This window comes from Streptomyces sp. NPDC055254, from assembly GCF_053606025.1.
Map to the genome: position 1 here is coordinate 151,347 of NZ_JBSGQV010000004.1, position 25,074 is coordinate 176,420.

Genomic DNA, 25,074 nt, shown 5'->3' on the forward strand with positions numbered 1-25,074 from the left:
TCGGCGCGGCTCAGGTGGTCCGGCGCGTGCGCGTTCGGCGCGCCAGAATCCCGCCGAGTCCGCCGGCGGCCAGCGCGAGGAGCGCGTACTCCGGCAGCGGCCCGACGACGGTGGCCGGGGTGCGGCTGGAGCGCAGCGGGATCTCGGCCACCAGCGCGTCCGGGGTGAACATCCTCGTCTGCTGGACGATCGTCCCGTCGGGGCGGATGACCGCGCTGACCCCGCTGGTGACGGGGACGAGGACGGTCCGGCTGTGCTCGACGGCCCGGACCCGGTCCATCGCGAGCTGCTGGTAGGTCATCTGGCTCCGGCCGAAGGTGGCGTTGTTGCTGGGAACGGCGATGACCTGGGCCCCGTCCTGGACGGTGGAGCGGACGGCGTCGTCGAAGGCGGCCTCGAAGCAGGTGACCATGCCGACCCCGCTCCCGGCCATGTCGAACACGCCGGGATCCTTGCCGGGGCCGAAATCGCGGCGTACCCGGTCCACGTCGGAGCTGAAGAGCCGGACGAAGGAGCGCATCGGGATGCGTTCGCCGAAGGGCTGGATCTTGCGCTTGTCGTAGGTCGCGGTGGGCCCGGCGACGGGGTCCCAGAGGATCATCGTGTTGCGCAGCGTGCCGGTCTCCGGCGCCACCACGGCGCCGATCGCCACGGGCACGCCGATGGCCTTGACCGCATGGTCGATGACGGCTCGGGCATCGGGCTCGGCGTACGGGTCGAGGTCGGAGGAGTTCTCCGGCCAGACCACGAAGTCGGGCTTCGGGACGCGGCCGGCCTTGACGTCCTCGGCGAGCTGGACGGTGCGCTTGGCGTGGTTGTCGAGGACCTGGCGGCGCTGCGAGTTGAAGTCGAGGCCGAGGCGGGGCACGTTGCCCTGGATGACGGCGGCGACGACGGTGCCGTCCTCGGCCGCGTCGGAGACCAGGGGTCGGGCGGCCAGAGCCGCGCAGATCGGCGCGGCGACGGTGAGCGCGGCCAGCGCGGCGGTGGCCCGGCGCGGGTGGGCGCGGGCGGTGCGCAGGGCCTCGTACAGTCCGAATCCGCACAGCGCGACGCCGAAGGAGAGCAGCGGAGTGCCGCCGAGCGCCGCGAGGGGGGTGAAGACACCATCGGCCTGGCCGAAGGCGAGCTTGCCCCAGGGGAACCCGCCGAAGGGGACCCGGGAGCGCAGCGCCTCTCCGGCGACCCACACCGCGGCGGCGAACAGGGGCCAGGCCCGGAGCCGGCTGACGAGGGCGATACCGAGGCCGGTGAGGCCGATGAAGAGGGCCTCGACGGCGGCCAGGGCCACCCACGGCACGGGGCCGACCTCCTCACCGGTCCAGACGAGCAGCGGCAGCAGGTAGCCGAGGCCGGCGAGGAGTCCGAGGCCGAAGCCCGCCCGGGCGCGGCGGCCGTGGAGGCAGCCGGCGAGCAGGGCGAGCGCGAGGGGGGCCAGCCACCACAGGGGGCGGGGCGGGAAGCTGAGGTAGAGCAGTACGCCGGCGAGCGCCGCGAGCACGGCGCGCAGCAGCGGGATCGCCCTGCGCCCGGGACCGGCCGGGGCGGCGGGCCCGGCGGGTGCCGGCGTGGCGGAGGGGTCGGAACCGGCGACGGGGCCGGAACCGGCGGAGGGGTCGCAACCGGTGGAGGATCCTGCGGGCGGGTCCGCCGGATCGGGACTCGCGGGGGCCGCTCCGGAGGGATTCACGGGCTCGTTCCCGGCCGCGCGGGTGACACTGCTGCTCATCTGGCGGAGTGTACGTCCCCGCCGGTCGGAGCCGGGTGAGCCCCTTACCGCCTCACGGGTGGTCCGGCCGGGAGAGGGCCCTCAGGTGCGTCCGGATGACCCGGACCGCGTTCTCGGCGTCGTCGACCGTGACGGTGAACCGCTTGCCGTCGTCCAGTTCCAGTTCCAGTCCCTCGCCGCGCCGGACGACGACCGCCGTGCCCTTCTCCGGGCGCCAGCGGTACCCCCAGCCGCCCCACTGCTGCGGGGTGATGCGGGGGACGAACGCGGCGGAGGTCACCTCGGCGAGCCTGATCGTACGGCGGGGCAGCCCGACGTGCCCGCAGCGCACCTCCAGGACCTCGGCGTCCACGGTGACGGCGACGTGCACGAAGGCCAGGGTCCCGTAGAGGATCAGCAGGCCCGCGGCGAGGCAGCCGACCACGGACATGAGCAGGGGTGCGATGCCCGAGGTCCAGGAGCCGTCCACGGCGAGCTGGATGCCCAGGGCCAGACAGGCCGCACCGGCTGCCGCCAGGAGCCACTGCGCGCGGTTGGAAGCCCGGCCCGTCCAGAGCGGGCCCGGGGGGTGAACCGTCATGGGCGTCAGCCTACTCACGTTCCGCATGCCCGCCACCGCCTGCCCACCCGACCGCACCGGGCGCCGACAGGTGCGCCGACAGGCGTGCCGACAGGCGTGCCGACAGGCGTGCCGACAGGCGTCTGAACCGAACGCGAGGTCCTGCGTCCGTCCGCATGAACACCCATGACGCGGCCCGGGCCGTTCCCGAGCACTACCGCCCCAGGACGCCCGCGCGGCCCGCCGTGGCCGTCGGCGCGGAGCGCGGATACAGGAGGCGCATCCCGTACCGGATCCAGCCGGCGGCGTGAGCACCACATCTGCGGCACTGCATCCGCGGAACCACGGACGTGGTGAGGGCGGCCATGTGGGTCAGGACCGGAGGGACCGGCTGCGCGACGCGGCCGTCGCCGTACTGGCGGAATCGGGCGCGCGCGGGCTGACGCACCGGGCCGTCGCCGCCGCCGCCGAGGCACCGACGGGCACCACCAAGAACTACTGCGCGACGCGGCCGGTCCCGGGCGGCCCCGGGTCCTGGCCCATCTGGAACTCCGGACCGAGGCGACCCGGCGGTCGTGGCCGGCCGCGCTCCTCGACCCGATCGGCGCGGCGGACTTCACGGCGTACGCGCACCTGCTGCGGGGGGTCGGCCTGCCCGGTGGACCCGCGCAGACCCGCACGCTTGCCCTCGCCCGTGCCCTCGCCCTCGCCCTCGCCCTCGCCCTCGCCCTCCACGGTGCGATCCCCCACCTGCTGGCCGGCGCTCCGGACACCCTGGCCGCGGCGGGGCTCGACGACCTGGACGGCTTCGCCCGCGGCCTGCTGACCGCCCTGTTCCCGGCGGGAACGGCGTGATCACCCGACTGGACCGGGCCGCGGGGGCCGTGGTCGGCTCGGCGGCGGGCGACGCCCTCGGCGCGCCCTACGAGTTCGGCCCCGCGGGGCAGTTGTCCGCGGGCGGCGCGGAGATGCGCGGAGGCGGTGGCTGGGATCCGGGCGAGGCGACCGACGACACCCAGATGGCCGTGCTGGTCGGCGAATCCCTGCTGGAGCACGGCGGCCTCGAACTCCCGGACACCTTTGAGCGGTTCCGGCGCTGGGCCGCCGGCGAGTCCAAGGACATCGGGCTCCGGACCGAGGACGTACTGACGAGCGGCCAGCCGTGGGACCTCGCGGCGGCGCTGCACTTCCAGGTCAACGTCCGGGCGACGGGCAACGGTTCCCTGATGCGGGCCGCCACCTCGGCGGTGTACTTCGCCGCCGCCGGACGCCTGGGCACCATGGACGCGGCCCGCCGGATCGCGGCGCTGACGCACGGCGACCGGGCCGCGTGGGAGGGGACCGCCGTCCTGCACGAGCTCGTACGGGTGGCCCTGGACGGGGGCGACCCACTGGGGGCGCTCGCCGAGGTGCATCCGGAGCACCGCGCGCGCTACGAGCGCGTACTCGCCCCCGACCGGCACCCCGGCCTGGCCACCGAGTTCGGGGCCGTCCGGCCGTGCTCGGGCTCGGCGGTGTGGGCGCTGCGCACCACCAACGGGTATGTGCGCGGGCCGTACGTGCCGCCGTCGACCTCGGCGGGGACGCCGACACGGTGGAGGCGGTGACGGGCATGCCGGCCGGGGCCCGGTACGGGGCGGGGGCGGTTCCGACGGAGTGGACGGGGCCGCTGCACGTACCGCTGCCCGGGTTCGGTGACCGGGTGCTGGACGCCGAGGATCTGCGCGCTCTGGCGCGGCGGCTCGCGGAGGCCGGCGCCCGCTGAGGCGGTGTGGGCGTTCAGGGCGGGCCCGACGGCAGTGGGCCCGGCGCCCCGCCCCCGGCGAGCGGTGGTGGAGCGTCCTACACGACGACCGCGCCGTGCCCGGCGAGCAGCAGCCGGCCGGCGGCGTACCCGAGGGCCGCGGCGGGGAGTTCGGCAGGCCGGCCGCTGTGCAGCACGGTGAGGGTGCCGGTACGGGGCAGAGCCGGTTCGGGGCGGACCCCGCAGCGGCGCAGCGCCTGCACGGCGACGGCCTCGGCGGAACCGTGGAAGACGGGCGCCGGGGCGTCCGAACCGATTCCGGCGCGCGCGGAGAGGGCGGCACGGATCGGGGCCTCGACCAGTTCGTAATGCGTGCAGCCGAGCACCACGTCCGTGACGTCGAGCGGGGTCAGCGCGGCCGCGGCGGCGACGGCGGCCTCCACGGCGGCGGCGTCCGCGGCCTCGACGGCGTCCGCGAGTCCCGGGCACGGCACCTCGGTTACACGGACCCCGGCGGCGAAGTCCCGGATGAGGCCGCGCTGGTAGGGGCTGCCCGTGGTGGCGGGGGTGGCCCAGATCGCCACGCGCCCGCCGGCGGCCGCGGCGGGCTTGATCGCCGGCACGGTTCCGATGACGGGGACGGACGGTTCCAGTTCGGCCCGCAGGGTGGGCAGGGCGTGCACGGAGGCGGTGTTGCACGCCACGATCAGCGCGTCCGGGCGGTGCGCGGCGGCGGCCCGGGCGACGGCGAGCGCCCGCTGCGTGAGGTCGTCGGGAGTCCGCGGACCCCAGGGCATCCCGTCCGGGTCGGAGGACAGCACCAGCTCGACGTCCGGCCGCAGCCTCCGCATCGCGGCGGCCGCCGCGAGGAGGCCGATTCCGGAGTCCATGAGCGCGATCTTCACCCGCCCCACCTTAGCCGACCCCCCTTCCGCACCCGGCACCGCCGCAGACTCCGGGCGGCGGGTGCGGCGGCCCCGGCGGCCCCGGCGGCAGGTGCGGCGGCGGGGTGCGACTGCGGTCCGGGCGGCGCTCCCGGCACCGGGCTCGGACGGCGCTCCCGGCGGCAGGTACGGCGGCAGGTACGGCGGCGCTCCGGGCGGCGGGTGTGGGCGTCGTGTCCGGGCGGCGCTCCCGGCGGCGCTCCGGGCGAGCTCCCGGCGGCGGTCCCGGCCGCGCCGGACCGGCGTGCCCGACGCGCAGGCGCGGAACGGCGCGACACGTCCCGTCGCGCCCGGCACACTGCCGGAATGGGCCCCCTCATCGCCGCCTGCGCGGCCTACGCCTCCCTCGCCGCCTGGCTCTGGCTCACCCTCGCCCAGGGCATGTTCTGGCGCACCGACGTCCGGCTCCCCCCACGCTCCGCCCCCGCCCGCTGGCCGTCCGTCGCCGTCGTCGTCCCGGCGCGGGACGAGGCCGAGGTGCTTCCGTACAGCCTCCCCTCCCTCCTCACCCAGGACTATCCCGGCGAGGCCGAGGTCGTCCTGGTCGACGACGGCAGCACCGACGGCACCGCCGAACTCGCCCTGCGGCTCGCCCGCGAGAACCCCGGCCTCCCGCTGACGGTCACCTTCCCCGGCGACCCCGCCCCCGGTTGGACCGGCAAGTTGTGGGCGCTGCGCCACGGCATCGCGCTCGTCCGCTCCGCCCACGGCACCGCGGACGAGGCCCCGCAGGGCACCGCGGACGAGGCCCCGCAGGGCACCGCGGACGAGGTCCCGCACGACAGGGGCGGCACCCCGCCCGCCTCCGGGCCCGAGTACCTGCTCCTCACCGACGCCGACATCGCACACGAGCCGGACAGCCTGCGCGAGCTGGTCGCCGCCGCGACCTCCGCGGACCTCGACCTCGTCTCCCAGATGGCCCGGCTGCGCACCGTCAGCGTCTGGGAGAAGCTCGTCGTCCCGGCGTTCGTCTACTTCTTCGCGCAGCTCTACCCCTTCCGTCGGATCAACCGCCCCGGCTCCCGGACCGCCGCCGCGGCCGGCGGATGCGTCCTGCTGCGCACCGCGGCGGCCGTGCGCGCGGGGGTGCCCGACTCCATCCGGCAGGCCGTCATCGACGACGTCTCCCTCGCCCGCGCGGTCCAGCGCTCCGGCGGTCGGATCTGGCTCGGCCTGGCGGAGCGGGTCGACAGCGTGCGCCCGTACCCCGCACTCGCGGACCTGTGGCGGATGATCGCGCGCAGCGCCTACGCGCAACTGCGCCACCAGCCCCTGCTCCTGGCCGGGACGGTGGCCGGGCTCGTCCTGGTGTACCTGGTGCCGCCGGCCGCGTTCTTCGCGGGCCTCGCCGCCGACCGGCCCGCCGTCGCGTGGGCGGGCGGTCTCGCCTGGCTGCTGATGGCCGGTACGTACCTCCCGATGCTGCGCCACTACCGCCAGCCGGCCGTGCTCGCGCCGCTGCTGCCCCTGACCGCTTTCCTGTACCTCCTGATGACCGTCGACTCGGCCGTCCAGCACTACCGGGGCCGCGGCGCGGCCTGGAAGGGACGTACCTATGCCCGTCCCAGCGACGCCTGAAACGACGGTCCCCTGCCCGGAGCGGAGTCATCCGAGGTCACCGCGTTGTGACGCTGCGTCAGCAAGAAGTCGGTGCAACACACAACCGGTAGGCACGAGTAGGAACAAGATGGGGTGGAAGTGGCGAATCGTGCACGTGAACCCCAAGTGAAAGCTGTGGCCCTGACCTGGGAAGATGCAGGTCAGGGCGGTGTTCGCAGCACCTCGCTATGGACCCGGTGAAGTCGTGGGCTTAACTTAGGTCCCATGACCTCCCCCCGCTCCACTTATGGCGGCGGTTACTACTCCGCGCCTTCCTTCCCGGACACCCCCATCTACGACTCCCTCGTCGCCGAACGCGGCACTCCGCAGATCGCCCCGATCCGCGTCCCGGCCGCCTACGACTCCCCGAGTGCCGGTTATTCGAGCGGCGGGTACCTGCCGGCCCTCTCGTCCGCGATGCCCGCGCTGCCGCCCGCGGCGCCGCAGCAGCAGGCCTCGGGGTACGGGTACCCGTACCAGCAGCAGGCCGCGCCGCAGCCGATGCCGCTGCAGCACGCGCCCGCTCCGTACATCCCGCAGCAGCAGCCGGTCGCGGCCCGCGGCGGATACGTGCAGCAGCCCCAGCCGCAGCAGCCCCGTCCGGTCGCCGCGGCCACCGGTTACGAGGCCATGCGCCCGGCCGCGCCCCGGCCGATGCAGGCTCCGGCGCCGGTGCCGGCCGCCTCGTACGAGGACCCGTACGGGCGGCCTTACCAGGGGCGTGGTTACTGACGGGGTCCGATCCGCCCGTCCGGGGCGGTGACACGGGAGGCTGGCAGGATGCTCCCATGTCGAACTTGTACGTCCAGGCCCTCCACGTCCATCCGGTGAAGTCGCTCGCGGGGACCGCTCCCGACGAGGTGGCCGTGGAGCCCTGGGGTCCGGCCGGGGACCGGCGGTGGGCGCTGGTCGACGCCGAGGGAACGGTCATCACGCAACGCCGGCAACCGCGGCTGGCGTTGGCGGCGGCCCGGCCGGTCGACGGCGGGAGGATCGCGGTGACGGCGCCGGGCATGGCGGAGCTGGTCGTGGAGGTGCCCGCGCCCGGTCCGCTGGAGCCGGTGGTGCTGTTCGGGAAGAAGTTCGAGACGGTGGTGGCCGGGGCGGCCGCGGCCGACTGGTTCAGCGCCTACCTCGGCACACCGGCGCGGCTGGTGCACATGGACGACCCGGCCGTGCGCCGGCCGGTGGACCCCGAGTACGCCCTGCCCGGCGAGACGGTGAGCCTCGCCGACGGGTACCCGCTGCTGGTCACCACCCTCGCCTCGCTGGACGCGCTCAACGCGCTGATCGCCCGGGGCGACCACGCGGCGGAGGGGCCGCTGCCGATGAACCGGTTCCGACCGAACGTGGTGGTGTCCGGCGCCGAGGCCTGGGCGGAGGACGGCTGGCGGCGCATCGCGATCGGCGACGCCGTGTTCCGCGGGGTGCGGGAGTGCGGCCGGTGCGTGGTCACCACGACCGACCAGACCACGGCGGAACGCGGCAGGGAACCGCTGAGGACGTTGGCCGCCCACCGGCGGATCGGCACGTCGCTGGCTTTCGGGCGGCAGCTGGTGCCCGTGCGGCTGGGCACGGTGCGGGTCGGCGACGAGGTCCGTGTCCTGGGGTGACGCTGCGGGGGCAGCCCGGTCGGCCGACCGGAATGACACCTTCGAGGGGCTCGCGGCCCGTGCCGGAACCAACGGGCCCCGCCGGGCCGTTGGATCAGTCGGGACAGGTGGACGCCCGCCCGGATTCCGACAGGGACCTCGGGGTGACGTACGCGTGACGTACTGGGTGACGCATGTCTCGCGCGTCCCGGAATGCGCGTCCCGGGGGCATGCGGAAGGCTGGGACGCGCAGGCAGGCGGAAGCGGGGGGAGCCGGACCGTGCGGACAGCGATGGGTGTGTGGCGTTGGCGGCGCAATCCGCTGCGCCGGCGGAGCGATCTGATCGAGGCGTGGGCGGCCCTCGCCGCACTCGTGTGCGTGCTGGTGGTGGCTCCGACCGTCGGCTGCGTCGCGGGCGTCCGGGTGGACGCCACCTTGCAGGGGGCCGCGCGCGAGCAGCTGCGGGAGCGGCACCTCGTCCCGGCGGTGGTCGTGCGGCCCGCGCCGGAGCCGGCCGCCGCGGAGTCCGCCGACCCGGCGGCGCAGCGGACCGCCCCGCGGCGCACCCAGGTCGTGGCCGCGTGGACCGCGCCGGACGGCAGCAGCCACGAGGGCACGGTGCCCGCCGCGGAGGAACCCCCGCTCACCGGCGACCGGTTCCGGATATGGACCGACGCGCACGGCCGCCTGGTGGGGCAGCCGCTCGACACGTCCGCCGCCGTCTTCCACGCGACCGCGGCCGGCCTGGCCGCCGCCCTGGCCGTGGCCGCCCTGGTCGAGACGGTGCGCCGGCTGGTCGTACGGCGGCTCATGCATCAGCGGTACGCGCGGCTGGACCACGCGTGGGCGGCGGCCGGACCCGACTGGGGGCGAGCGGGCGCGGGCAGTTGACCTGGCAGCTCACCGGCGCCACGCGCGCTACGGTGGGGCGGCCGGACCGGATCGGTCGCATCGGCAGGACGAGTACGAGGGTGGGGGCACGACAGCACCATGGCTCAGGGCACGGTCCAGGTGACGCACGGCGGCGGGTCTTCGCGGTGGCGGCGCCGCTCAGGGGAGTATCCGACGCTGACCGCGGCGCTGGCCGTCGCGGGCGACGGCGACGTGCTGTCCATCTCCCCCGGCACCTACCGGGAGAACCTGGTGCTGCACCACGCCGTCATCCTGCGCGGGCCCGAGGGCGGGCTGGGCTCGGTCCGGATCGCCCCGCCCGACGGGGTCGCGCTGACCGTGCGCGCCTCGGCGGTGGTCCAGGACCTCCATCTGGAGGGCCAGGACCGGGCGGCGCCCGCGCTGCTCGTCGAGGACGGTTCCCCCGAGCTCACCGACCTGCGGGTGAGCACCCGTTCCGCGGCCGGCATCGAGGTCCGCGGCGGGGCCCGGCCCCTCGTGCGGCGGTGCACGGTGGAGAATCCGACCGGCGTGGGCATCGCCGTGCTCGACGGCGGCGGCGGGGTGTTCGAGGAGTGCGAGGTCGTGGCCGCCGGCCAGACCGGGGTCTCCGTGCGCGGCGGCGGCCGCCCCCGGCTGGAGCGCTGCCGCATCCACCACGCCACCGGCGCGGGTATCGGGGTGACCGGTGAGGGTTCCGGCCTGGAGGCGCTGGGCTGCGAGGTGTACGAGATCAACGGCACCGGGGTGCAGATCGCCTCCCGCGCCACGGCCCGGCTCACGGACTGCTCCGTGCACCGCACCTCGGCCGACGGGGTCACCCTCGACACGGACGCGGTCCTCACCCTGGTCGGCTGCGACATCCACGACATCCCGGAGAACGCGGTGGACCTGCGCTCCCGTTCGGTGCTCACCCTCAGCCGCACCACGGTGCGCCGGTTCGGCCGCAACGGCCTGTCGGTGTGGGACCCGGGCACCCGGGTCGACGCGGAGTCCTGCGAGATCCACGACAGCACCGGCGACTACCCGGCCGTCTGGATCAGCGACGGGGCGACCGCCTCACTGGACTCCTGCCGGGTGCACGACGTACCGGACGCGGTGTTCGTTCTGGACCGGGGTTCGCGCGCCGACGTGGTCGACAGCGACCTGTCGCAGGTCCGCAACACGGCCGTCTCGGTCAGCGACGGCGCCACCGCCCAGCTGGACGACTGCCGGATCCGGGAAGCCGCCACCGGGGCCTGGTTCCGTGACCACGGCAGCGGCGGTACCCTCGCCAACTGCACGATCGACGCCGTGCAGACCGGTGTGATCGTCACCAAGGGCGCCGATCCGACCCTGGAGCGGTGCACGGTCACGTCCCCCGCCGAGGCCGGGTTCTACGTGTCGGCCGGCGGCCGGGGCACCTTCACCGCGTGCCGGGTCACGGACAGCGCGGGCTTCGGTTTCCACGTCCTCGACGGCTGCCGCACCACCTTGAAGGGCTGCCACACCGAGCGCTGCGCGCGCGGGGGTTACGAGTTCGCGGAGGACGGGCCGGTCGCCGAGGAGTGCACCGGCGACGAGTCCGGCGCGCGGGCGGCGGACCGGTCGGCCGCGGGCGGCGCCTTGGCCGGGGCGCGCGCGGGGGTGCGTACGGTGGCCGCGGCGCAGGGTCCCGCGGGGCACGCGCCGGAAGTCCCCGTGCCCCGGACCGCGGACCTGCCGGACGGCGGTGCGGACGGGGCCGCGCGGGGCTCCGCCGAGGTGCTGGGCCAACTCGACGCACTGGTCGGTCTGGACAGCGTCAAGCGGGAGGTGCGCGCGCTCACCGACATGATCGAGGTGGGGCGCCGGCGGCAGCAGGCGGGGCTCAAGGCCGCCTCGGTACGCCGCCACCTGGTCTTCACCGGCTCCCCCGGCACCGGCAAGACCACGGTCGCCCGGCTGTACGGGGAGATCCTGGCCTCCCTCGGCGTGCTGGAGCGCGGCCATCTGGTCGAGGTGTCACGGGTGGACCTGGTCGGTGAGCACATCGGCTCCACCGCGATCCGTACGCAGGAGGCGTTCGAACGGGCGCGCGGCGGCGTGCTGTTCATCGACGAGGCGTACGCGCTGGCGCCGGAGGACTCGGGTCGGGACTTCGGGCGCGAGGCCATCGACACGCTGGTCAAGCTGATGGAGGACCACCGGGACGCGGTGGTGGTGATCGTCGCCGGGTACACGGCGGAGATGGACCGCTTCCTGACCGTCAACCCGGGGGTCGCCTCGCGGTTCTCCCGCACCATCACCTTCGGCGACTACGGCCCGCAAGAGCTGCTGCGGATCGTGGAGCAGCAGGCGGAGGAGCACGAGTACCGGCTCGGCGAGGGCGCCCGCGAGGCGCTGCTGGTGTACTTCACGGAGCTGCCCAAGGGACCGGCCTTCGGCAACGGCCGCACCGCCCGCCAGACCTTCGAGTCGATGGTCGAGCGGCACGCGGGGCGCGTGGCGCAGCTGTCGGAGCCCAGTACGGACGACCTCACCCTGTTGTTCCCGGCGGACCTTCCGCCGCTGCCGGCGCTGCCGGCCCTGCCCGCTCCTTGTTGAGCCGGGCGGCAGGAACGCCCGGTCCGTCGGGGCGCGCCAACCGGGCCAGCAGGGCGTCGCGTTCGGCGGCGAAGACGGGGTCGGCCTGGTAGTCGCAGTGGCCGAGGATCGGCGCGGGCAGCGGGTGGCGGGCGGTGCGCCCGTAGGAGAGCGGGTCGACGAGCGGACCCCGGTCGACGCCCGCACCCGGGCCGGGCAGCACGGGGCCGCCGATCGGGTCGGTGGCGCGCCAGAGGTTGCGCCAGCAGTCGACCTCTCGGTGCAGGGCGGCGAGCGGGCCGGGGCCGAAGTACGCGGGGAACCAGCGCCCGTACAGGCGGCCGAGCGGGGACCCGTACGTGAGCAGGGCGACGCGGCCGCGGGCGTACTGCGGCAGCTGCCAGACGGCGGCCGCCGCGAGCACGCTGCCCTGGGAGTGCCCGGAGATCACCAGGGGACCGCCGGTGCGCGCGGTCCAGCCGGCCATCCGCCAGGTCAGGTCGGGGACGGCGCGTTCGGCGTAGCAGGGCGGTGCGAAGGGGTGCGCGGCGCGCGGCCAGAAGGTGCCGACGTCCCACAGGATGCCCACCGTGCGGCGGGCGGCGGGGTCCCGGTAGGCGCGGCGCCCCCAGGTGACGAAGGCGGCGACGCCGAGTCCGATCAGCCAGGACCCGGAGTCCTGGGCGGCGCGGGCGGCGAGCTCCAGGAGGGGCCCGCTGCCCCGGGCCGCCTCGGCCGGGACCTGTCCGCTGATCCGGGCTCCGGCGAGCGCGCCCGCGCCGAGCAGCAGGGTGATCCCGGAGACGGCCGCCACGAACCAGGGAGCCGAGTCGGTCAGCGCGGCCGCGGCCCGCGCCCCGGCGATCCGGCCGCTGCGGGCCGGGTCCGCCCGCTCCCCCGGGTACTCGGCGGCGACGGCCCGTGCGATGCGGCGCCGGTCCCGGGCGCCGCGTGCCGCGAACCAGGCGGCGAGCAGGGCCAGTACGAGCAGCAGGGGCGGCAGTACGGCGGCCTGCCAGGACAGCAGCACGGGCGGCCCGGGCAGCGGGGCGCCGGCCGCCCCGGGCGTGGCCGCGCCGTCGAGCCAGTCGGCGACGCGCTGGGCGACCCCGCCGGACATCACGCCGCCGAGGGCGCAGCCGAGCATGGCGACGGCGGGTCCGCCGAGGCCGTGCAGGGCGGCGGCCGGGTCGGGGGCGCGACGGTGCAGGCGGGCGGCGACGGCGGCGAGGCCGAGCACGCACATGCCCTGGCCGAGCATCAGCGTGCCGAAGGCGAAGTCCCCGGGGAGCCGCCCGGCGGACGTCCAGCCCGGGCGGGACCACGCGGCGTACAGCAGGACGGCGGCGAGGAGGGCGAGAGCGGCGCCGGGCAGCAGGGTGACGGCGGCCCGGTCGAGCCGGTGATCGGGCCGGACCTCGGTGCGGCCGCGGCGGCAGACGATCCCCGCCGCGGTCAGCGCGCCGGCGAGGAGCAGGGCCTGGGCGGCCCAGCCCAGGACTTCGAGGACGGGGGTGTCGTTGCGGCGGTCGTGGGCGGCGGTGGGCGCGGCGACGGCCCAGGCGACGGTGAGCAGTGCGGCGGCGGTGTGCGCGGCGCGCAGCCGGGCCACGAGCCGGCGGCCGTACCAGAACCCGGGGCGGGCGAGCGGGGGCTGCCCGTCGGGGTCCGGGGCCCGTGCGGAGTCGTGGCGGGCGCGGGCGGAGTCGTCGGGGGCGGGGGCGGAGGCCGGGTCCGGGGCGAGGGCGGAGTCGTCGGGGGCGGAGGCCGGGTCCGGGGCGCGGGCGGATTTCGGTGCGGGAGCGGGGGCGGGAGCGGGAGCGGTCGTGCCGGGGTGCTCGTCGGCGGGCGGCGGCTGGGACTCGTAGGCGCTCCAGGTGCGGTCCGACAGGAACCAGAGCAGGCCGGTGAGAGCGGCGGGAACGACGGCGGCGAGCGCCAACCGGCGCCCCGGCTGGGCCCACCAGCCCCCGCCGGGTGCGAGGAAGCCGAGCCAGGAACGGGACGCGGCGCAGGTACCGGAGCCCGCGCACTGCCAGGCGACGAGGTCGAGCGCCACCTCGCAGGCGGCCGCGACCAGCAGCACGGTCAGGCTGAGCGCGAGGATCCGTACGAGCAACCCGTAGGCGCGGACCGCGCGCGGCGCCGGGTCGCGGGCGGGGGTCGCCGGGCGGGCCCAGTGGGCGAGGTTGACCACCATGAACGGCAGGAGCAGCAGCCACAGCGCGCGGGCGCCGTTGCCGGAGGTGAGGCGGGACCAGCAGTAGGCCTCGGGGACGGGCCGGCCCGCGTACCGGTCGGGGTGTGCTTCTGCGTCGGCGTCCTCGGTACGGCGGAACACGGCGGCGGTGGAGTCCCCGGTCACGCGGACCGTGCGCGGATCGCCGAGCAGTTCACCGGGCGGGGCTCCGGCGACACCGTGGACCAGGAGTTCGAGGGCGAGGGGCGGGGCGGGTGGGGTGTCCGGCACGACGGCCTCCGCTCACGGGCGCGGGTTCGGCTCGCACCAGCATCCCGCGCGGGGCCGCTCCTGCCCAGGCCCCCGACCGCTGCTGCGGGACTCGGTCGGTGGAGAGGACATCTGACGGTCGGCCAGCTAGGGTGCAGCGCACACAGGGAGTGTCCGTCACCACGCCCAGGGGGTACGTTCATGGCTCGTCGACTGCGCCCGGTCGGACTGGACTTCATCGAGGACGCGCCGATCCGTCTGGTCTTCGCCGCCGAGGTGTCGGCGGCGCCCGAGGACGTGTACCGGGCCCTGGCCGAGGAAGTCACCGGCTGGCCGCGGTGGTTCGGGGCCGTGTCCCTGGCCCGCCCGACGCACGGCGGCGCGGGTCGGGAGATCAAGCTCGTGGGCGGCGTCCGCTTCCAGGAGACCGTCATGGCGGCGGAGCCCGAGCGGCGCTACGCCTACCGGGTCGACGAGACCAACGCGCCCGGCCTGCGGGCCCTGTTGGAGGAATGGCGGCTCGCGCCGGCGGGTTCGGGCACCCGCATCCGCTGGACCTTCGCGGCGGACGGGCCGATCCCATTGCGGCTGGCCCTCACCGCGGCCCGCCCGGGCCTGGGACGCTCCTTCCGCACGGCGGTCCGCGCGCTGGACACCCGCCTCACGACCCGGCGCGGGGCCGACCAGTAGCGCCGGCCCCGCCCGCGCGGGACCGGTCCGAGGTAGGTCCGGGGTAACCGTCACGAGGTCGGTCCGGGGTCACCGTCGCGGAGTCGGTCCGGGGACGCCGTCACGGGTGGGTTCGCGCCAGGTGCCGGTGGACAGCAGGGTGGTGATCGTCTCCAGGTACGGGGCGATGTCGAGGCCCTGGGCCGCCAGCCACCCGTCGGAGTAGTACTTGTCCAGGTAGCGGTCGCCGGGGTCGCACAGCAGGGTGACGACGCTGCCCGTGCGGCCCTCGGCCACCATCTCCGCAATGATCTTCAGGGCGCTCCACAGGCCGGTGCCGGTGGAGCCGCCCGCCTTGCGCCCTATGGCTGTCTCCAGCATCCGGCAGGCGGCGACGCTCGCCGCGTCCGGGACCTTCATCATCCGGTCGATCGCGCCGGGTACGAAGCTCGGCTCCATCCGGGGCCGTCCGATGCCCTCGATGCGCGAGCCGCAGTCGCTGCTCGCGTACGGGTCGTTGTTCGTCCAGCCGTCGAAGAAGCAGGAGTTCTCCGGGTCCGGGACGCAGATGCGGGTGTCGTGCTGCATGTAGTGCACGTAGCGCGCGATGGTCGCGGAGGTGCCGCCGGTACCGGCGGTGGCCACGATCCAGGCGGGCTCGGGGTACCGCTCCAGGCGCAGCTGCTGGTATATCGATTCCGCGATGTTGTTGTTGCCGCGCCAGTCGGTGGCCCGTTCCGCGTAGGTGAACTGGTCCATGTAGTGCCCGCCCGTGCGGGCGGCCAACTCGGCGGACTCCTCGTACATCTTCATCGAGTCGTCGACGAAGTGGCACTCGCCGCCGTGGAATTCGATGAGCCGGCACTTCTCCGGGCTGGTCGTGCGCGGCATGACGGCGATGAACGGGACGCCGATCAGCTTGGCGAAATAGGCCTCGGAGACGGCCGTCGAGCCGGACGAGGCCTCGATGACCGGACGGCCGGGACGGATCCAGCCGTTGCAGAGGGCGTAGAGGAAGAGCGAGCGAGCGAGGCGGTGCTTCAGCGAGCCCGTCGGGTGCGTGGACTCGTCCTTGAGGTAGAGGTCGATGCCCCAGGACTCCGGGAGCGGGAAGCGCAGCAGGTGGGTGTCCGCCGAGCGGTTGGCGTCCGCCTGGACCTTGCGGACGGCCTCCTTGAGCCAGGCACGGTACTCCGCGTCACTGCGGTCGACGTCGACCGTCGCGGCCGTGGTCGTGGCAGTCGAACCGGTGGTGCCGGTGGTGCCGGTGGTGCTCATGCGCCGTGCTCCTTCGTGCGTGTATCTCTACCCCCTGCTTTCGCAATGTACCTCCCTCACCTGCACAAACAGTCACTTTGGGTTTCCATTCGGATCGCTTTCGATCGCCTTCGGTTGCACACCGGCACACCGTGGGTGACCCTGGTGGAGCATTACCGAGGGTGCAGCACCCGTAACACTGATGTCGGGGAGTCGCAGCCGTGATCAGTCATTCCCGCAGGCACTGCGTCGTAGAACTGCAGGCCCTGCCTTCGCGGATCGGTCAGGTCCGCCGCATCGTCGCCGCGCAATTGCGCCACTGGCAACTCGACCCGCTCATCGACCGGGCCGCGCTGGGAGTGACGGAACTGCTCAGCAATGTCCATCGCCACGCGCAGCCCGACAAGACCTGCACGGTCGAGATCGAGTTCCGCCTCGGGCGCCTCACCGTCTCGGTGATCGACAGTGATCCCCGGCTCCCGGTGCTACGGGAGAGTCGGGTCCAGCCGTCCCGCACGCCGGAGACCCTGGAGACCTGCGGGCGCGGGCTCGCGCTCGTCGCTGCGGTCAGCGAGGCCTGGGGGGCGAGGCAGCATGACGACCGTCCGGGCAAGGTGGTGTGGTTCTCGCTGACGGCGACGCCCACTCCGCCCGCGCCGCAGCGACCGGTCCGGATCGGGCTCGAACCCGTACGGGAACCCGTGCGGCCGGTGCTGATCAGCATGGACGCCGGCGCCGGTGGCACGGGCGCCGAGCCGGACATCGACATCGACATCGACATCGCCGGTCCGTCGGTCGTGGTGCCCGTCGGCACCCGGTCCGGGGCCGGCGGGGCCGAAGCCGCGGCCGGGTCGCGGCCCGGATAGCGGCCCGGAGGCCGGCGGTCGTGGTAGCGGCCGGGGTGGCGTTCGGCGGTCAGCGCCTCGGGTCGCCGTCGTCCGGCTCCTCCGCCGCGCCGCCCGCTCCTACGCGACCGTCGTGCCCAGGGTCCCCAGCGGGTCGTCGAGGACCGGCTGCCAAGCCAGCTCCGCAGCGCCCACCAGGCTGTTGTGGTCCAGGGTGCACGGCAGGATCGGTACGCCCCCGCTGCGCCCCCACAGGCTGCGGTCCGCGACCACCGCGCGCAGCCGCTCCGGGTCGGCGTGGAGCAGCTCGCGGTGCAGCCCGCCGAGGATGATCCGGTCCGGGTTCAGGATGTTCACCAGGCCCGCGAGACCCAGCCCCAGCCGGTCGATGAGCTCTTCCGCGGCCTCCCGTACCGCCGGCTCCGCGTACTCCTCGCGCAGCAGGTCACGGGCCTGTTGGAGCAGCGACACCTCGGGCCCGGGCGTACGGCCCGCCGCGGTCAGGAAGGCCAGCGGGTCGGCCTCGACGTCGAGGCAGCCCCGGCCGCCGCAGTGGCAGGCCCGGCCCTCCGGATTGACCGTGAGGTGGCCGACCTCCAGGGCGAGGCCCGAACTGCCGGTGTGCAGCCGCCCGTCCAGTACGAGCGCGCCGCCGACCCCCCGGTGTCCGGTGGCCACGCACAGCAGGTGCTGCGCGCTGCGGCCGGCGCCGTGCCGGTGCTCGGCCAGTGCCGCGAGGTTGACGTCGTTCCCGGTCAGGGCGGGGCCGTCGATCCCGGCCGCCTTCACCCGCTCGGCGAAGATGGCCCGTACGGGCGAACCGGCCGGCCAGGCCAGGTGCAGCGGGTTCAGCGCCGTGCCCTCCGGTTCCGCGACCGCCGAGGGCACCGCGAGGCCCGCGCCCACGCAGCGGCGGCCGCTGTCCGCCAGCAGCTCGGCGCCCGCGTCCACCACCGCGCCGAGCACCTGCGCCGGGTCGGCGGAGACGGTGACCTTGCCCGGTGCGGTGGCCACGATCCGCCCGCCGAGGCCGACCAGCGCGGCGCGGAAACCGTCCGGGTGGACCTGGGCTGCCAGCGCCACGGGGCCGTTCTCGTCGACCGCGAGCCGGTGCGAGGGCCGGCCCTGCGTGCCGCCCGCGCCGCCGGGGCTGGAGTCGACGCGGATCAGGCCGAGCGCCTCCAGTTCGGCGGCGACGGCCCCCGCGGTGGCGCGGGTGACGCCGAGCTCGGCGGTGAGGACGGCCCTGGTGGGAGCCCTGCCGGTGTGGACCAGCTCCAGCGCCGGTCCGAGCGCGCCGCGACCCCGCTCCAGTTTGGTCCGCGCGGACGCGGTGTGCGCCGTGGACGCGGTGTGCGCCGTGGTCGCGGTGGTCGCGGTGGGCGCCGTGGTCGCATCTCCCACCCGCGGCGGGGCCCCGTTGCCGTTCATGACAGCGATCCTCGCACGGCCGGAGGGCGGCGGACGCCGGGCGCTAGCCGAGCCCGCCGACCCGGAGGGTGATGTTCAGCCGCCCGGTCAGCCCGAGTCCGACCGGGCCGGTGCCCGGCAGGACCTTCGGCACACCGTGGTAGGCCAGTCGGCTCGGTCCGCCGAACACGAACAGATCACCGCTGCGCAGCCGCACGTCCCGATACGGACGTCCCCGCGATGCGGTGTTTCCGAAACGGAAAAGGCAGGAATCACCCAGGCTCAGCGAGACCACGGGAGCCGGGGACTTCTCCTCGGCGTCGCGGTGCATCCCCATCCGGGAGTCGCCCTCGTAGAAGTTGATCAGTGCGATGTCGTACGCGACCTCGCGAGCCGGCGGCTCACCGTACGCGGCGGCTACCGCCTCCCGCCCCAGCTCCGAGAGCCACCCCGGCATCGGCTTCACCGGCGCTCCGTCGCCGTCCACGGCGGTCGGGGCGTACGCGTACGGGTACCAGTGCAGCCCGAGGCACACCTGCCGGGCGGTCATCGTGCCGCCGCCGGGAGTACGTACGGTGCGCAGGCCGGCCGGCGGGCGCGCCCACGCCCGGCAGGCCGCCAGCAACTCCTCCTGCCGGGCCGGACCGAGCCAGTCGGGCAGGTGCACGGCGCCGGGAGCGATCACGGTCCGCTCGCGCGGGAACAGCTCGACCGGCTCGCCGCCCGTCGCGCGCGCACCCGCCGCGTCCCAGTCCTTCCCGGCCCTGTCCATCGCCGCGCCGTCCATCGCCGCCTCCACCCGTCCCCGCGTCCGGTCCCCCGTTTCCGGTTCCCGGCTCCCCCTCCCCATTGTGGCGGGCCGGCTGGCAGACTCCCCCGAATGGAGATCACCGCGTACCTGAAGATCCTCGAACGGGAAGGCGAGCTGCTCGCCGACCTGGCGGAACGGGCGGGCCCTGACGTCCCGGTTCCCACCTGCCCGCAATGGCGCGTGGCCGATCTGCTGCGGCACACCGGCGCGGTGCACCGCTGGGCGACCGGGTACGTACGGGAGGGGTGGTTGGAGCGGGTGCCGTTCCCGGACCCGCCGGAGCTGGCCGGCGGGGAGCTGTTCGGCTGGTTCCGCGAAGGCCACTCCGCCCTGGTGCGCACGCTGTCCGAGGCCCCGGCGGAAGTGCAGTGCTGGACCTTCCTCCCGACCGCACCCCCGTCGCCGCCGGCGTTCTGGGCGCGGCGCCAGGCCCACGAGACCGCCGTGCACCGCATGGACGCGGAGGCCGCGCTCGGGCTGGCCTACGCGCCGCTGGAGCCGGAGTTCGCGGAGGACGGCGTCGACGAGCTGCTCACCGGCTTCCACGCCCGGCCGCGCAGCCGGGTCCGGACCCCGGAACCCCGGGTCCTGCGGGTCAGGGCGGCCGACACGGGCGCGGTGTGGACGGTCCACCTGTCCGCGGAGCCGCCGCGCACCGTCCCGGGCGCCACGGACGACCCGGCCGACTGCGAGGTGACGGAGGACGCGGCCTGGCTCTACGCGGCCCTGTGGAACCGACTCCCCCTCGCGGGCCCGGGCGTGACCGGTGATCTCGGAGTCGCCCGGCTGTGGATGGACTCGGCGGGCATCTGACAGCGCACAACGCCGACGCCGTGACCGCGACCTGTCGGTCCTCCCTGAGAAGGTCGGCCTCATGTCCGCCGCAGCTCGCGCGCGCTGCGGGCGGGGGCAGGGCCGCCTTGCGCATCCGACAGAGAGGCGACGGCGCAGGAACCGCATCATCGGTGGGATGCGGGTCGCCCGGGCCGAGAGATATCGCGTTGCACGGATGTCCGCGGCCCTTCTAGCCTGTTTCCGTTCCGTCGGTGCCCGTTCCGGGGCCCGGCGCTGCGTTTCGAGGTGATGACGTATCTCCCAGGCCAAGTAGCCGCTCGTTCTGAGGCTCTTCCCCGGTCGTCCGCTACGGCGGGCTCCCGATGTATGCCTCGACGGCGGCGCCCTTGCCGGCCTGGGCCCGTTGCACCCTGCTTTCCCCTGTCGCGCTGTCGGCGTGCGGGGGCACGCCCAGGCCTGCCCCTGCCCCCTTTTCCTTCTGTACGCGAACAGGACTCTTCTCCGTGTCAACCGACACCCATACCACCGGCCACACCCGCCCCACCGGGGCCGGCCGGGCCGCCACGATCACCCTGGTCGTGATCCTGATCGCCGAGCTGATGAACGCGCTCGACGGTTCCATCGTCCACACCGCACTGCCCTCCATCCAGGCGGACACCGGCGCCACCAGCGCCGCGGTGCTGTGGATCCCCGCCGCCTACACCCTCACCTTCGCCCTCACCCTGATCACCGGAGGACGCCTCGGCGACCTCTACGGGCGCAAGCGGGTCTTCATCGCCGGCACCGCCCTCTTCACGCTGGCATCGCTGCTGTGCGGGGTCGCGACCGGCCCCGACTTCCTGGTCGCCGCCCGGGCCCTCCAGGGCGCGGGCGCGGCGGTGATGGTGCCGCAGGTCATGGCGACCATCGCGGTCACCTTCCAGGGAGAGTCCCAGGCCAAAGCGTTCGGCATGTACGGCATGATCATGTCGCTCGGCGGAGTCCTCGGGCCCGTCCTGGGCGCGGTCCTGACCGCCGCCGACATCGCCGGTCTGGGCTGGCGGGCGATCTTCCTGATCAACCTGCCCATCGGGCTGGCCACCGTGCTCCTCGCCATCCGGTTCCTCCCGGAGTCCCGTGACCAGCAGGCCCGGCGCCTGGACCCGCTGGGCATGCTGTTCTCCGCCGCGGGTCTGCTGCTGATCGCCTACCCGCTCACCGTGGGCGGCGAGCACAACTGGCCCGCCCGGAGCTTCGGCATGATCGCCGCGGGTGCGGTCGTGTTGGCCGTGTTCGTGGCCCAGCAGCGGGCGAAGACGGCCAAGGACGGCTCCGCGCTGGTCGCGCTGTCCCTCTTCGAGAGCAAGGCGTTCGCCGGTGGGCTCGCCGCGCAGCTGGTCTTCGGGCTGATCTCCGGGATGTTCCTGCTGACGTGGGTGCTGTTCATGCAGTCCGGCCTCGGCCTCACGCCCGGGCAGTTCGCGCCCGCTTCGGTGGCGATCTCCATCGGCGGCATGGCCGGTGCGATGCTCGCCTCCCAGTGGGCGGGCCGCCACCTGCGGCGCGTCCCGCAGGCCGGCGCGGTGCTCATCGCTCTCACTCTGGCCGGCTACCAGCTGCTCGTCTCCGACCAGCGGACCGAGATGCCGTTCGCGGCAGCCGTCGCCCCCATGATCCTCGTCGGCGCCGGGTTCGGCATGGTCGGCGCAGGTCTTGCCGGGCTCACCCTCAGCCGGGTCGGCCACCAGGACGCGGGATCTGCGGCGGGACTGTTCAACACCGCCATGCAGCTCGGCACCGCGCTCGGCTTCGCGACGGCGTCGGTGGTGTTCTTCAACCACGCCCCCGCGGGCAGCCACGGCGCCACCGTCACCCACGCCTTCGCGGGCAGTGTCTGGTACGTCATCGCCGCCCTCGCGGTGATGTGGGCGCTCATGTTCCGGCTCCCCAAGCCAGGCAAGGCCGCCGCCTGACCCACCGCCGGAGCCCGCCCCTCGCCGGGCGGGCCCCGGCTCCCTTTCTCCTTCCCCTGGCGGACGTGTTCCGCCTCGGCCGATGTGAGGTGATGGCGCATCGCCCAGGCCGGGTAGCCGTCCCCTTCCGACGCGTGCGGCACCCTCGCGGTGCCGCACCAGCCTGCCGGAACGACGGCCCTCTCCTTCGGTCTGGGCCCCGCTTCCTCCTCTTCCACGCGCAGTCGGCGTACGCGGCGTCCTGGCCTGCCGCGGCGGCCGACCTGCGGCAGATGCGGGGCGGCCGGTATGTGCGGGGCGGTGACGAGCCGGGAGGGCTCCGGCGGGCGGGGAGGGACCGGTCCGGGAGATCGCGGCGGCGACTTCCGCCGGATTCCTTGCCGAGCCGGTGGCCTCGGTGTCCCCTGCGGTCGCCGGGGCCCGTGGTGGCGGGCCGTCACCGGCTCGGCGTGGCGGACCCCGGAGGGACCCGGTTCCTCGGTCGCCGACCGCCGGGACCACCCGGGGTGCACGTGTCGTGGCGCATGGGCCACGACACCTCCTGCGGCCGGTACCGGGTGGCGGCGCGTTCAGGGCACCATCGACTTCCGCGTGGCGGCGGAGCTGCGGTACGGCGTCCTCTGCCCGGCCGCCCCGCGCGTCCGGCACTCACGGTCCTGCCGGTCCCTCCGGTCCTTCCGGACCTAGCCGAGGCCGGCGGCGTACGTGGTCTGGGCGCGGTACTTCCATGCCGGGCCGGCGTTCCACGGGTTGGGCATGGTCGCGCTGGTCGCGTACGCGTACCCGGCGCCCCGTTCGAAGGCGGTGCTCAGCGCGCTCCGCATGGCCTCCGCGTGCGGGACCTCGTGGACCAGGTGCCAGAACGCGGTTCCGCTCGGGTCGAGTTCTGCGCCGGGCCGGTAGCCGGTGGCGTGGTCGAAGACGTTGCCGCCGAGCCAGCCGCCGCCGGTGTAGGAGGCGTACGTGTCCTCGTACGTGACGAAGACGTCCGCGGTGCGGCGGCCCGGCTCCAAGTAGCAGTCGGCGATGGCGGTGCCGGGGTTGTTGACGACGAGGTCCTGGACCTCGGGGTCGGTGGCGTGCATGGCCTCCTGGACGTACCGGCGCAGCTCCGCGTAGTAGTCGCGGGTGGCGTTCCCGGGTCCGCAGTCGCGGCTGACGACGTCGAAGAAGATGCCGTCCACGTGGAGCCGGCCGGCGGCGCGGCCGCCGGGCCTGAGGTAGTTGTCGACGGAGGCCTTGACCTCGGCGGCGGGGCGGTTGCCGTGGTCGGTGTGGACGTAGCCGAGCACCTTGGTCTTCTCGCCGGTGGCGGTGGTCCCGGCCCGCAGGGCGGCGGCCCGGGCCTGCCAGGGGGCGTCGAACGGGGCGTCGCCGTTGCCGGGGTTGAGGACCACCACCGAGGCGGCCGGACGGGTGGCGGTGAGGTCGCCCAGCATCCGGTCGTCGGCCCAGACGTAGGCGGGGACCGCGATCTCCAGGCCCCGCTCGCCCGGTAACCGCGGTCTGGGGGGTGCCGGAGCGGGCCGGGCGGGGTCCGGCCCGGGCGCCGCGCGCCCCGACGGCTCCGGCCCGGCGCCCGTACTGCTCGCCGAGGCGGTCACGGCGGGCGCCGGGGCGGCGAGCAGGGCGGTGAGCAGTACGGCGTACAGGGCGTTCACGGCGCGGGCGCGGGCCATGACTGTTCCTCCGGCGGCGGCAGGGGGCGGCGGACCCGAGGAACAGTAGACGGGCGGCGGCTCGCGCAAGGCCCCAACCGGGCGCTTCGGTCCGAGGAACTGACAATCGAACTGTCGCCTTGTCAGAGGAACGGGTGGCGGGCCGCTCGCGGAGCCGGGCTCAGACGGCGGGCAGGCCGACCCCGTGCGCCAGCTGACCGGCCGCGTACGAGAAGAAGGCCGTGCGGTCCTCGACGACCCGGTTGAACTGCCCGAACACCTCGAAGGAGACGAGTCCGACCAGCTGGGCCCAGGCGGCCACGAGCGCCGCGCCGGTCTCCGGGGGCAGCCCCTGGGCGAAGTCGGCGGTCATGCGGGCGGCTTCGGGCCGCAGGACGGCCGGGAGCGGCGGCAGGGCGAGGCCCCGGCCCTCGTAGGCCGCGCGCAGGATGCCGATGAGGATGTGGACGACGCGGGAGGCGGGGGCGACGGTGTCCACCGGTGCGCTGTAGCCGGGGACCGGGGAACCGTAGATGAGTGCGTACTCGTGCGGGTGCTCCAGCGCCCAGGCGCGGACGGTCTCGCAGACGGTGATCCAGCGGGCGCGGGGCGGGGCGCCCGCGGTGCGGGCGCGGAGGTCGGCCTCCTCGGCGGCGGTGCCGAGGCTGTCGTAGGCGTCGACGATGAGCGCCGTGAGCAGCTCGTCGCGGCTGGGGAAGTAGCGGTAGAGGGCGGAGGAGACCATGCCCAGCTCGCGGGCGACGGCGCGGAGCGAGAGCTTGGCCGCGCCGTCGGCGGCGAGCATGCGGCGCGCCTCGTCCTTGATCGCGGCGGTGACCTCGATGCGGGCCCGCTCCCTGGCCCCTCGCACGGTGTTCATGCGACTCAGTGTGCCATGCGAGTGGAGCACTGCCCAAAGAGTGGAGCGCCGCCCACTTTTGAGAGCACTGCTCTTGCTTCGGAGCGTCGATCCGTGCACACTGACCCTGAGCGAGAGCAGTGCTCTCTCAAGAGCGATCAGGCCCGGAGGCATCATGAACGCACCTGCCCCGTACTACGTCCAGGTCGGCCCGTTCGCCGCCCGTTTCAACGCGCTCCTCGGGAAGCTGGCCCGGCTGGGCATCAGCCTCGCGGGAAGCGCCGAGATGTCGGTCCGCGGCCGCACGTCCGGCGCGATGCAGCGGATCCCGGTCAACCCGCACACCTATGAGGGCGCCCAGTACCTGGTCTCGGCCCGCGGCCACTCCCAGTGGGTCCGCAACATGCGCGTGGCGGGCGGCGGTGAGCTGCGCGTGGGCCGCAAGGTGCGTGCCTTCACCGCGACCGAGATCACCGACCCCGTACAGAAGGCCGCCGTACTGCGCACCTACCTGAAGAAGTGGGGCTGGGAGGTCAACCAGTTCTTCCAGGGCGTCGATGCCCGGTCCTCCGACGAACGGCTCCAGGCGGCCGCCGCCGACCACCCGGTCTTCCGCATCACGATGTCGGGCTGACAGCGGCGGCCGAGGTGCACTGCGGGGCCTAGGCCCACGGGGCTTGCGAGCCCACGGTGCCTGCGGAGCCTGCGCGGCCTACCGTGCCTGCGGGCCTACGCCGCAGGAGCTGGCGGGCAAGCTCGACGGCAT

General features: G+C 74.9%; 20 protein-coding genes and 2 pseudogenes. 13 read left to right on the forward strand and 9 right to left on the reverse strand.

Annotation, left to right across the window (positions count from 1 at the left end; all coding sequences use genetic code 11):
- Positions 1-10: 10 nt before the first annotated feature.
- Together lnt and ACWFQ8_RS06125 are read right to left on the reverse strand one after the other, a co-directional pair.
- Positions 11-1,729, reverse strand: coding sequence for an apolipoprotein N-acyltransferase (gene lnt / locus ACWFQ8_RS06120; protein ID WP_453784997.1), 1,719 nt, complete (start codon positions 1,727-1,729; stop codon positions 11-13).
- A 52-nt stretch (positions 1,730-1,781) separates the two neighbouring features.
- Positions 1,782-2,309, reverse strand: a complete 528-nt coding sequence (locus tag ACWFQ8_RS06125; protein ID WP_453784998.1) for a hypothetical protein — start codon at positions 2,307-2,309, stop codon at positions 1,782-1,784.
- A gap of 155 nt (positions 2,310-2,464) precedes the next feature.
- On the opposite strand from ACWFQ8_RS06125, the gene ACWFQ8_RS06130 reads away from it, so the two are divergent.
- The 3 genes and pseudogenes from ACWFQ8_RS06130 (at position 2,465) to ACWFQ8_RS06140 (ending at position 4,053) form a co-directional block, all read left to right on the forward strand.
- The gene (locus tag ACWFQ8_RS06130; RefSeq protein ID WP_453784999.1) at positions 2,465-2,599 is read left to right on the forward strand and encodes a hypothetical protein; all 135 of its coding nucleotides are present in this window, start codon (positions 2,465-2,467) and stop codon (positions 2,597-2,599) included.
- A gap of 56 nt (positions 2,600-2,655) precedes the next feature.
- Positions 2,656-3,143, forward strand: a pseudogene (locus ACWFQ8_RS06135) (TetR/AcrR family transcriptional regulator).
- Positions 3,143-4,053 (forward strand): annotated as a pseudogene (locus ACWFQ8_RS06140) (ADP-ribosylglycohydrolase family protein). The pseudogenes ACWFQ8_RS06135 and ACWFQ8_RS06140 overlap by 1 nt, the downstream one beginning before the upstream one ends.
- A gap of 77 nt (positions 4,054-4,130) precedes the next feature.
- Here the strand turns inward: ACWFQ8_RS06140 and ACWFQ8_RS06145 are convergent.
- The gene (locus ACWFQ8_RS06145) at positions 4,131-4,937 is read right to left on the reverse strand and encodes a glutamate racemase (RefSeq protein WP_453785000.1); all 807 of its coding nucleotides are present in this window, start codon (positions 4,935-4,937) and stop codon (positions 4,131-4,133) included.
- Positions 4,938-5,282: 345 nt separating this feature from the next.
- Here ACWFQ8_RS06145 and ACWFQ8_RS06150 point away from each other — a divergent pair, with 345 nt between their 5' ends.
- The 5 genes from ACWFQ8_RS06150 (at position 5,283) to ACWFQ8_RS06170 (ending at position 11,624) form a co-directional block, all read left to right on the forward strand.
- Positions 5,283-6,554 (forward strand): glycosyltransferase, encoded by a 1,272-nt coding sequence (locus ACWFQ8_RS06150; RefSeq protein ID WP_453785001.1) that lies wholly within the window; start codon positions 5,283-5,285, stop codon positions 6,552-6,554.
- Positions 6,555-6,800: 246 nt separating this feature from the next.
- Entirely contained in the window at positions 6,801-7,307 is a 507-nt protein-coding gene (locus ACWFQ8_RS06155; RefSeq protein ID WP_453785002.1) for a DUF6643 family protein, read from the forward strand.
- Positions 7,308-7,363: 56 nt separating this feature from the next.
- Positions 7,364-8,188 (forward strand): MOSC domain-containing protein, encoded by an 825-nt coding sequence (locus ACWFQ8_RS06160; protein ID WP_453785003.1) that lies wholly within the window; start codon positions 7,364-7,366, stop codon positions 8,186-8,188.
- Positions 8,189-8,447: 259 nt separating this feature from the next.
- Positions 8,448-9,059, forward strand: a complete 612-nt coding sequence (locus ACWFQ8_RS06165) for an Rv1733c family protein (RefSeq protein WP_453785004.1) — start codon at positions 8,448-8,450, stop codon at positions 9,057-9,059.
- 99 nt (positions 9,060-9,158) lie between these two features.
- Positions 9,159-11,624 carry a right-handed parallel beta-helix repeat-containing protein gene (locus ACWFQ8_RS06170; RefSeq protein WP_453785005.1) on the forward strand — a complete coding sequence of 822 codons (2,466 nt, stop codon included), beginning with the start codon at positions 9,159-9,161 and terminating at the stop codon, positions 11,622-11,624.
- On the opposite strand, the gene ACWFQ8_RS06175 is transcribed toward ACWFQ8_RS06170, so the two are convergent.
- Positions 11,557-14,073: a hypothetical protein gene (locus ACWFQ8_RS06175; protein WP_453785006.1), complete on the reverse strand. Its 2,517-nt coding sequence runs from the start codon at positions 14,071-14,073 to the stop codon at positions 11,557-11,559. The two genes, ACWFQ8_RS06170 and ACWFQ8_RS06175, sit on opposite strands and share 68 nt — an antisense overlap.
- A 180-nt stretch (positions 14,074-14,253) precedes the next feature.
- Between ACWFQ8_RS06175 and ACWFQ8_RS06180 the strand changes: the two genes are divergently transcribed.
- Positions 14,254-14,742: an SRPBCC family protein gene (locus tag ACWFQ8_RS06180; protein ID WP_453785007.1), complete on the forward strand. Its 489-nt coding sequence runs from the start codon at positions 14,254-14,256 to the stop codon at positions 14,740-14,742.
- A gap of 69 nt (positions 14,743-14,811) precedes the next feature.
- On the opposite strand, the gene ACWFQ8_RS06185 is transcribed toward ACWFQ8_RS06180, so the two are convergent.
- On the reverse strand, positions 14,812-15,999 hold the full coding sequence (locus ACWFQ8_RS06185; protein WP_453785008.1) for a PLP-dependent cysteine synthase family protein: 1,188 nt from the start codon (positions 15,997-15,999) through the stop codon (positions 14,812-14,814).
- Positions 16,000-16,199: 200 nt separating this feature from the next.
- Between ACWFQ8_RS06185 and ACWFQ8_RS06190 the strand changes: the two genes are divergently transcribed.
- On the forward strand, positions 16,200-16,844 hold the full coding sequence (locus ACWFQ8_RS06190; protein WP_453785009.1) for an ATP-binding protein: 645 nt from the start codon (positions 16,200-16,202) through the stop codon (positions 16,842-16,844).
- 99 nt (positions 16,845-16,943) lie between these two features.
- Here the strand turns inward: ACWFQ8_RS06190 and ACWFQ8_RS06195 are convergent, their stop codons facing one another.
- Together ACWFQ8_RS06195 and ACWFQ8_RS06200 are read right to left on the reverse strand one after the other, a co-directional pair.
- Positions 16,944-18,254, reverse strand: coding sequence for an ROK family protein (locus ACWFQ8_RS06195; RefSeq protein ID WP_453785010.1), 1,311 nt, complete (start codon positions 18,252-18,254; stop codon positions 16,944-16,946).
- A 43-nt stretch (positions 18,255-18,297) separates the two neighbouring features.
- Positions 18,298-19,020: an alpha-ketoglutarate-dependent dioxygenase AlkB family protein gene (locus ACWFQ8_RS06200; protein WP_453785011.1), complete on the reverse strand. Its 723-nt coding sequence runs from the start codon at positions 19,018-19,020 to the stop codon at positions 18,298-18,300.
- Between the two features lie 93 nt (positions 19,021-19,113).
- Between ACWFQ8_RS06200 and ACWFQ8_RS06205 the strand changes: the two genes are divergently transcribed.
- Positions 19,114-19,857, forward strand: coding sequence for a maleylpyruvate isomerase family mycothiol-dependent enzyme (locus ACWFQ8_RS06205; RefSeq protein WP_453785012.1), 744 nt, complete (start codon positions 19,114-19,116; stop codon positions 19,855-19,857).
- A gap of 485 nt (positions 19,858-20,342) precedes the next feature.
- The gene (locus tag ACWFQ8_RS06210; RefSeq protein ID WP_453785013.1) at positions 20,343-21,791 is read left to right on the forward strand and encodes an MFS transporter; all 1,449 of its coding nucleotides are present in this window, start codon (positions 20,343-20,345) and stop codon (positions 21,789-21,791) included.
- A gap of 683 nt (positions 21,792-22,474) precedes the next feature.
- On the opposite strand, the gene ACWFQ8_RS06215 is transcribed toward ACWFQ8_RS06210, so the two are convergent.
- Together ACWFQ8_RS06215 and ACWFQ8_RS06220 are read right to left on the reverse strand one after the other, a co-directional pair.
- Entirely contained in the window at positions 22,475-23,470 is a 996-nt protein-coding gene (locus ACWFQ8_RS06215; protein ID WP_453785014.1) for a spherulation-specific family 4 protein, read from the reverse strand.
- Positions 23,471-23,630: 160 nt separating this feature from the next.
- Complete coding sequence (locus ACWFQ8_RS06220) at positions 23,631-24,329, reverse strand: TetR/AcrR family transcriptional regulator (protein ID WP_453785015.1); 699 nt, start codon at positions 24,327-24,329, stop codon at positions 23,631-23,633.
- A gap of 154 nt (positions 24,330-24,483) precedes the next feature.
- On the opposite strand from ACWFQ8_RS06220, the gene ACWFQ8_RS06225 reads away from it, so the two are divergent.
- On the forward strand, positions 24,484-24,942 hold the full coding sequence (locus ACWFQ8_RS06225; protein ID WP_453785016.1) for a nitroreductase/quinone reductase family protein: 459 nt from the start codon (positions 24,484-24,486) through the stop codon (positions 24,940-24,942).
- The last annotated feature ends 132 nt before the right edge of the window (positions 24,943-25,074 follow it).

Coding starts and splice junctions, on each gene's coding strand:
- ACWFQ8_RS06130 (WP_453784999.1), top strand. CDS start 2,465: ATGAACACCCATGACGCGGCCCGGGCCGTTCCCGAGCACTACCGCCCC.
- ACWFQ8_RS06150 (WP_453785001.1), top strand. CDS start 5,283: ATGGGCCCCCTCATCGCCGCCTGCGCGGCCTACGCCTCCCTCGCCGCC.
- ACWFQ8_RS06185 (WP_453785008.1), bottom strand. CDS start 15,999: ATGAGCACCACCGGCACCACCGGCACCACCGGTTCGACTGCCACGACC.
- ACWFQ8_RS06170 (WP_453785005.1), top strand. CDS start 9,159: ATGGCTCAGGGCACGGTCCAGGTGACGCACGGCGGCGGGTCTTCGCGG.
- ACWFQ8_RS06180 (WP_453785007.1), top strand. CDS start 14,254: ATGGCTCGTCGACTGCGCCCGGTCGGACTGGACTTCATCGAGGACGCG.
- ACWFQ8_RS06200 (WP_453785011.1), bottom strand. CDS start 19,020: ATGGACGGCGCGGCGATGGACAGGGCCGGGAAGGACTGGGACGCGGCG.
- ACWFQ8_RS06160 (WP_453785003.1), top strand. CDS start 7,364: ATGTCGAACTTGTACGTCCAGGCCCTCCACGTCCATCCGGTGAAGTCG.
- ACWFQ8_RS06215 (WP_453785014.1), bottom strand. CDS start 23,470: ATGGCCCGCGCCCGCGCCGTGAACGCCCTGTACGCCGTACTGCTCACC.
- ACWFQ8_RS06125 (WP_453784998.1), bottom strand. CDS start 2,309: ATGACGGTTCACCCCCCGGGCCCGCTCTGGACGGGCCGGGCTTCCAAC.
- ACWFQ8_RS06220 (WP_453785015.1), bottom strand. CDS start 24,329: ATGAACACCGTGCGAGGGGCCAGGGAGCGGGCCCGCATCGAGGTCACC.
- lnt (WP_453784997.1), bottom strand. CDS start 1,729: ATGAGCAGCAGTGTCACCCGCGCGGCCGGGAACGAGCCCGTGAATCCC.
- ACWFQ8_RS06205 (WP_453785012.1), top strand. CDS start 19,114: ATGGAGATCACCGCGTACCTGAAGATCCTCGAACGGGAAGGCGAGCTG.
- ACWFQ8_RS06155 (WP_453785002.1), top strand. CDS start 6,801: ATGACCTCCCCCCGCTCCACTTATGGCGGCGGTTACTACTCCGCGCCT.
- ACWFQ8_RS06225 (WP_453785016.1), top strand. CDS start 24,484: ATGAACGCACCTGCCCCGTACTACGTCCAGGTCGGCCCGTTCGCCGCC.
- ACWFQ8_RS06195 (WP_453785010.1), bottom strand. CDS start 18,254: ATGAACGGCAACGGGGCCCCGCCGCGGGTGGGAGATGCGACCACGGCG.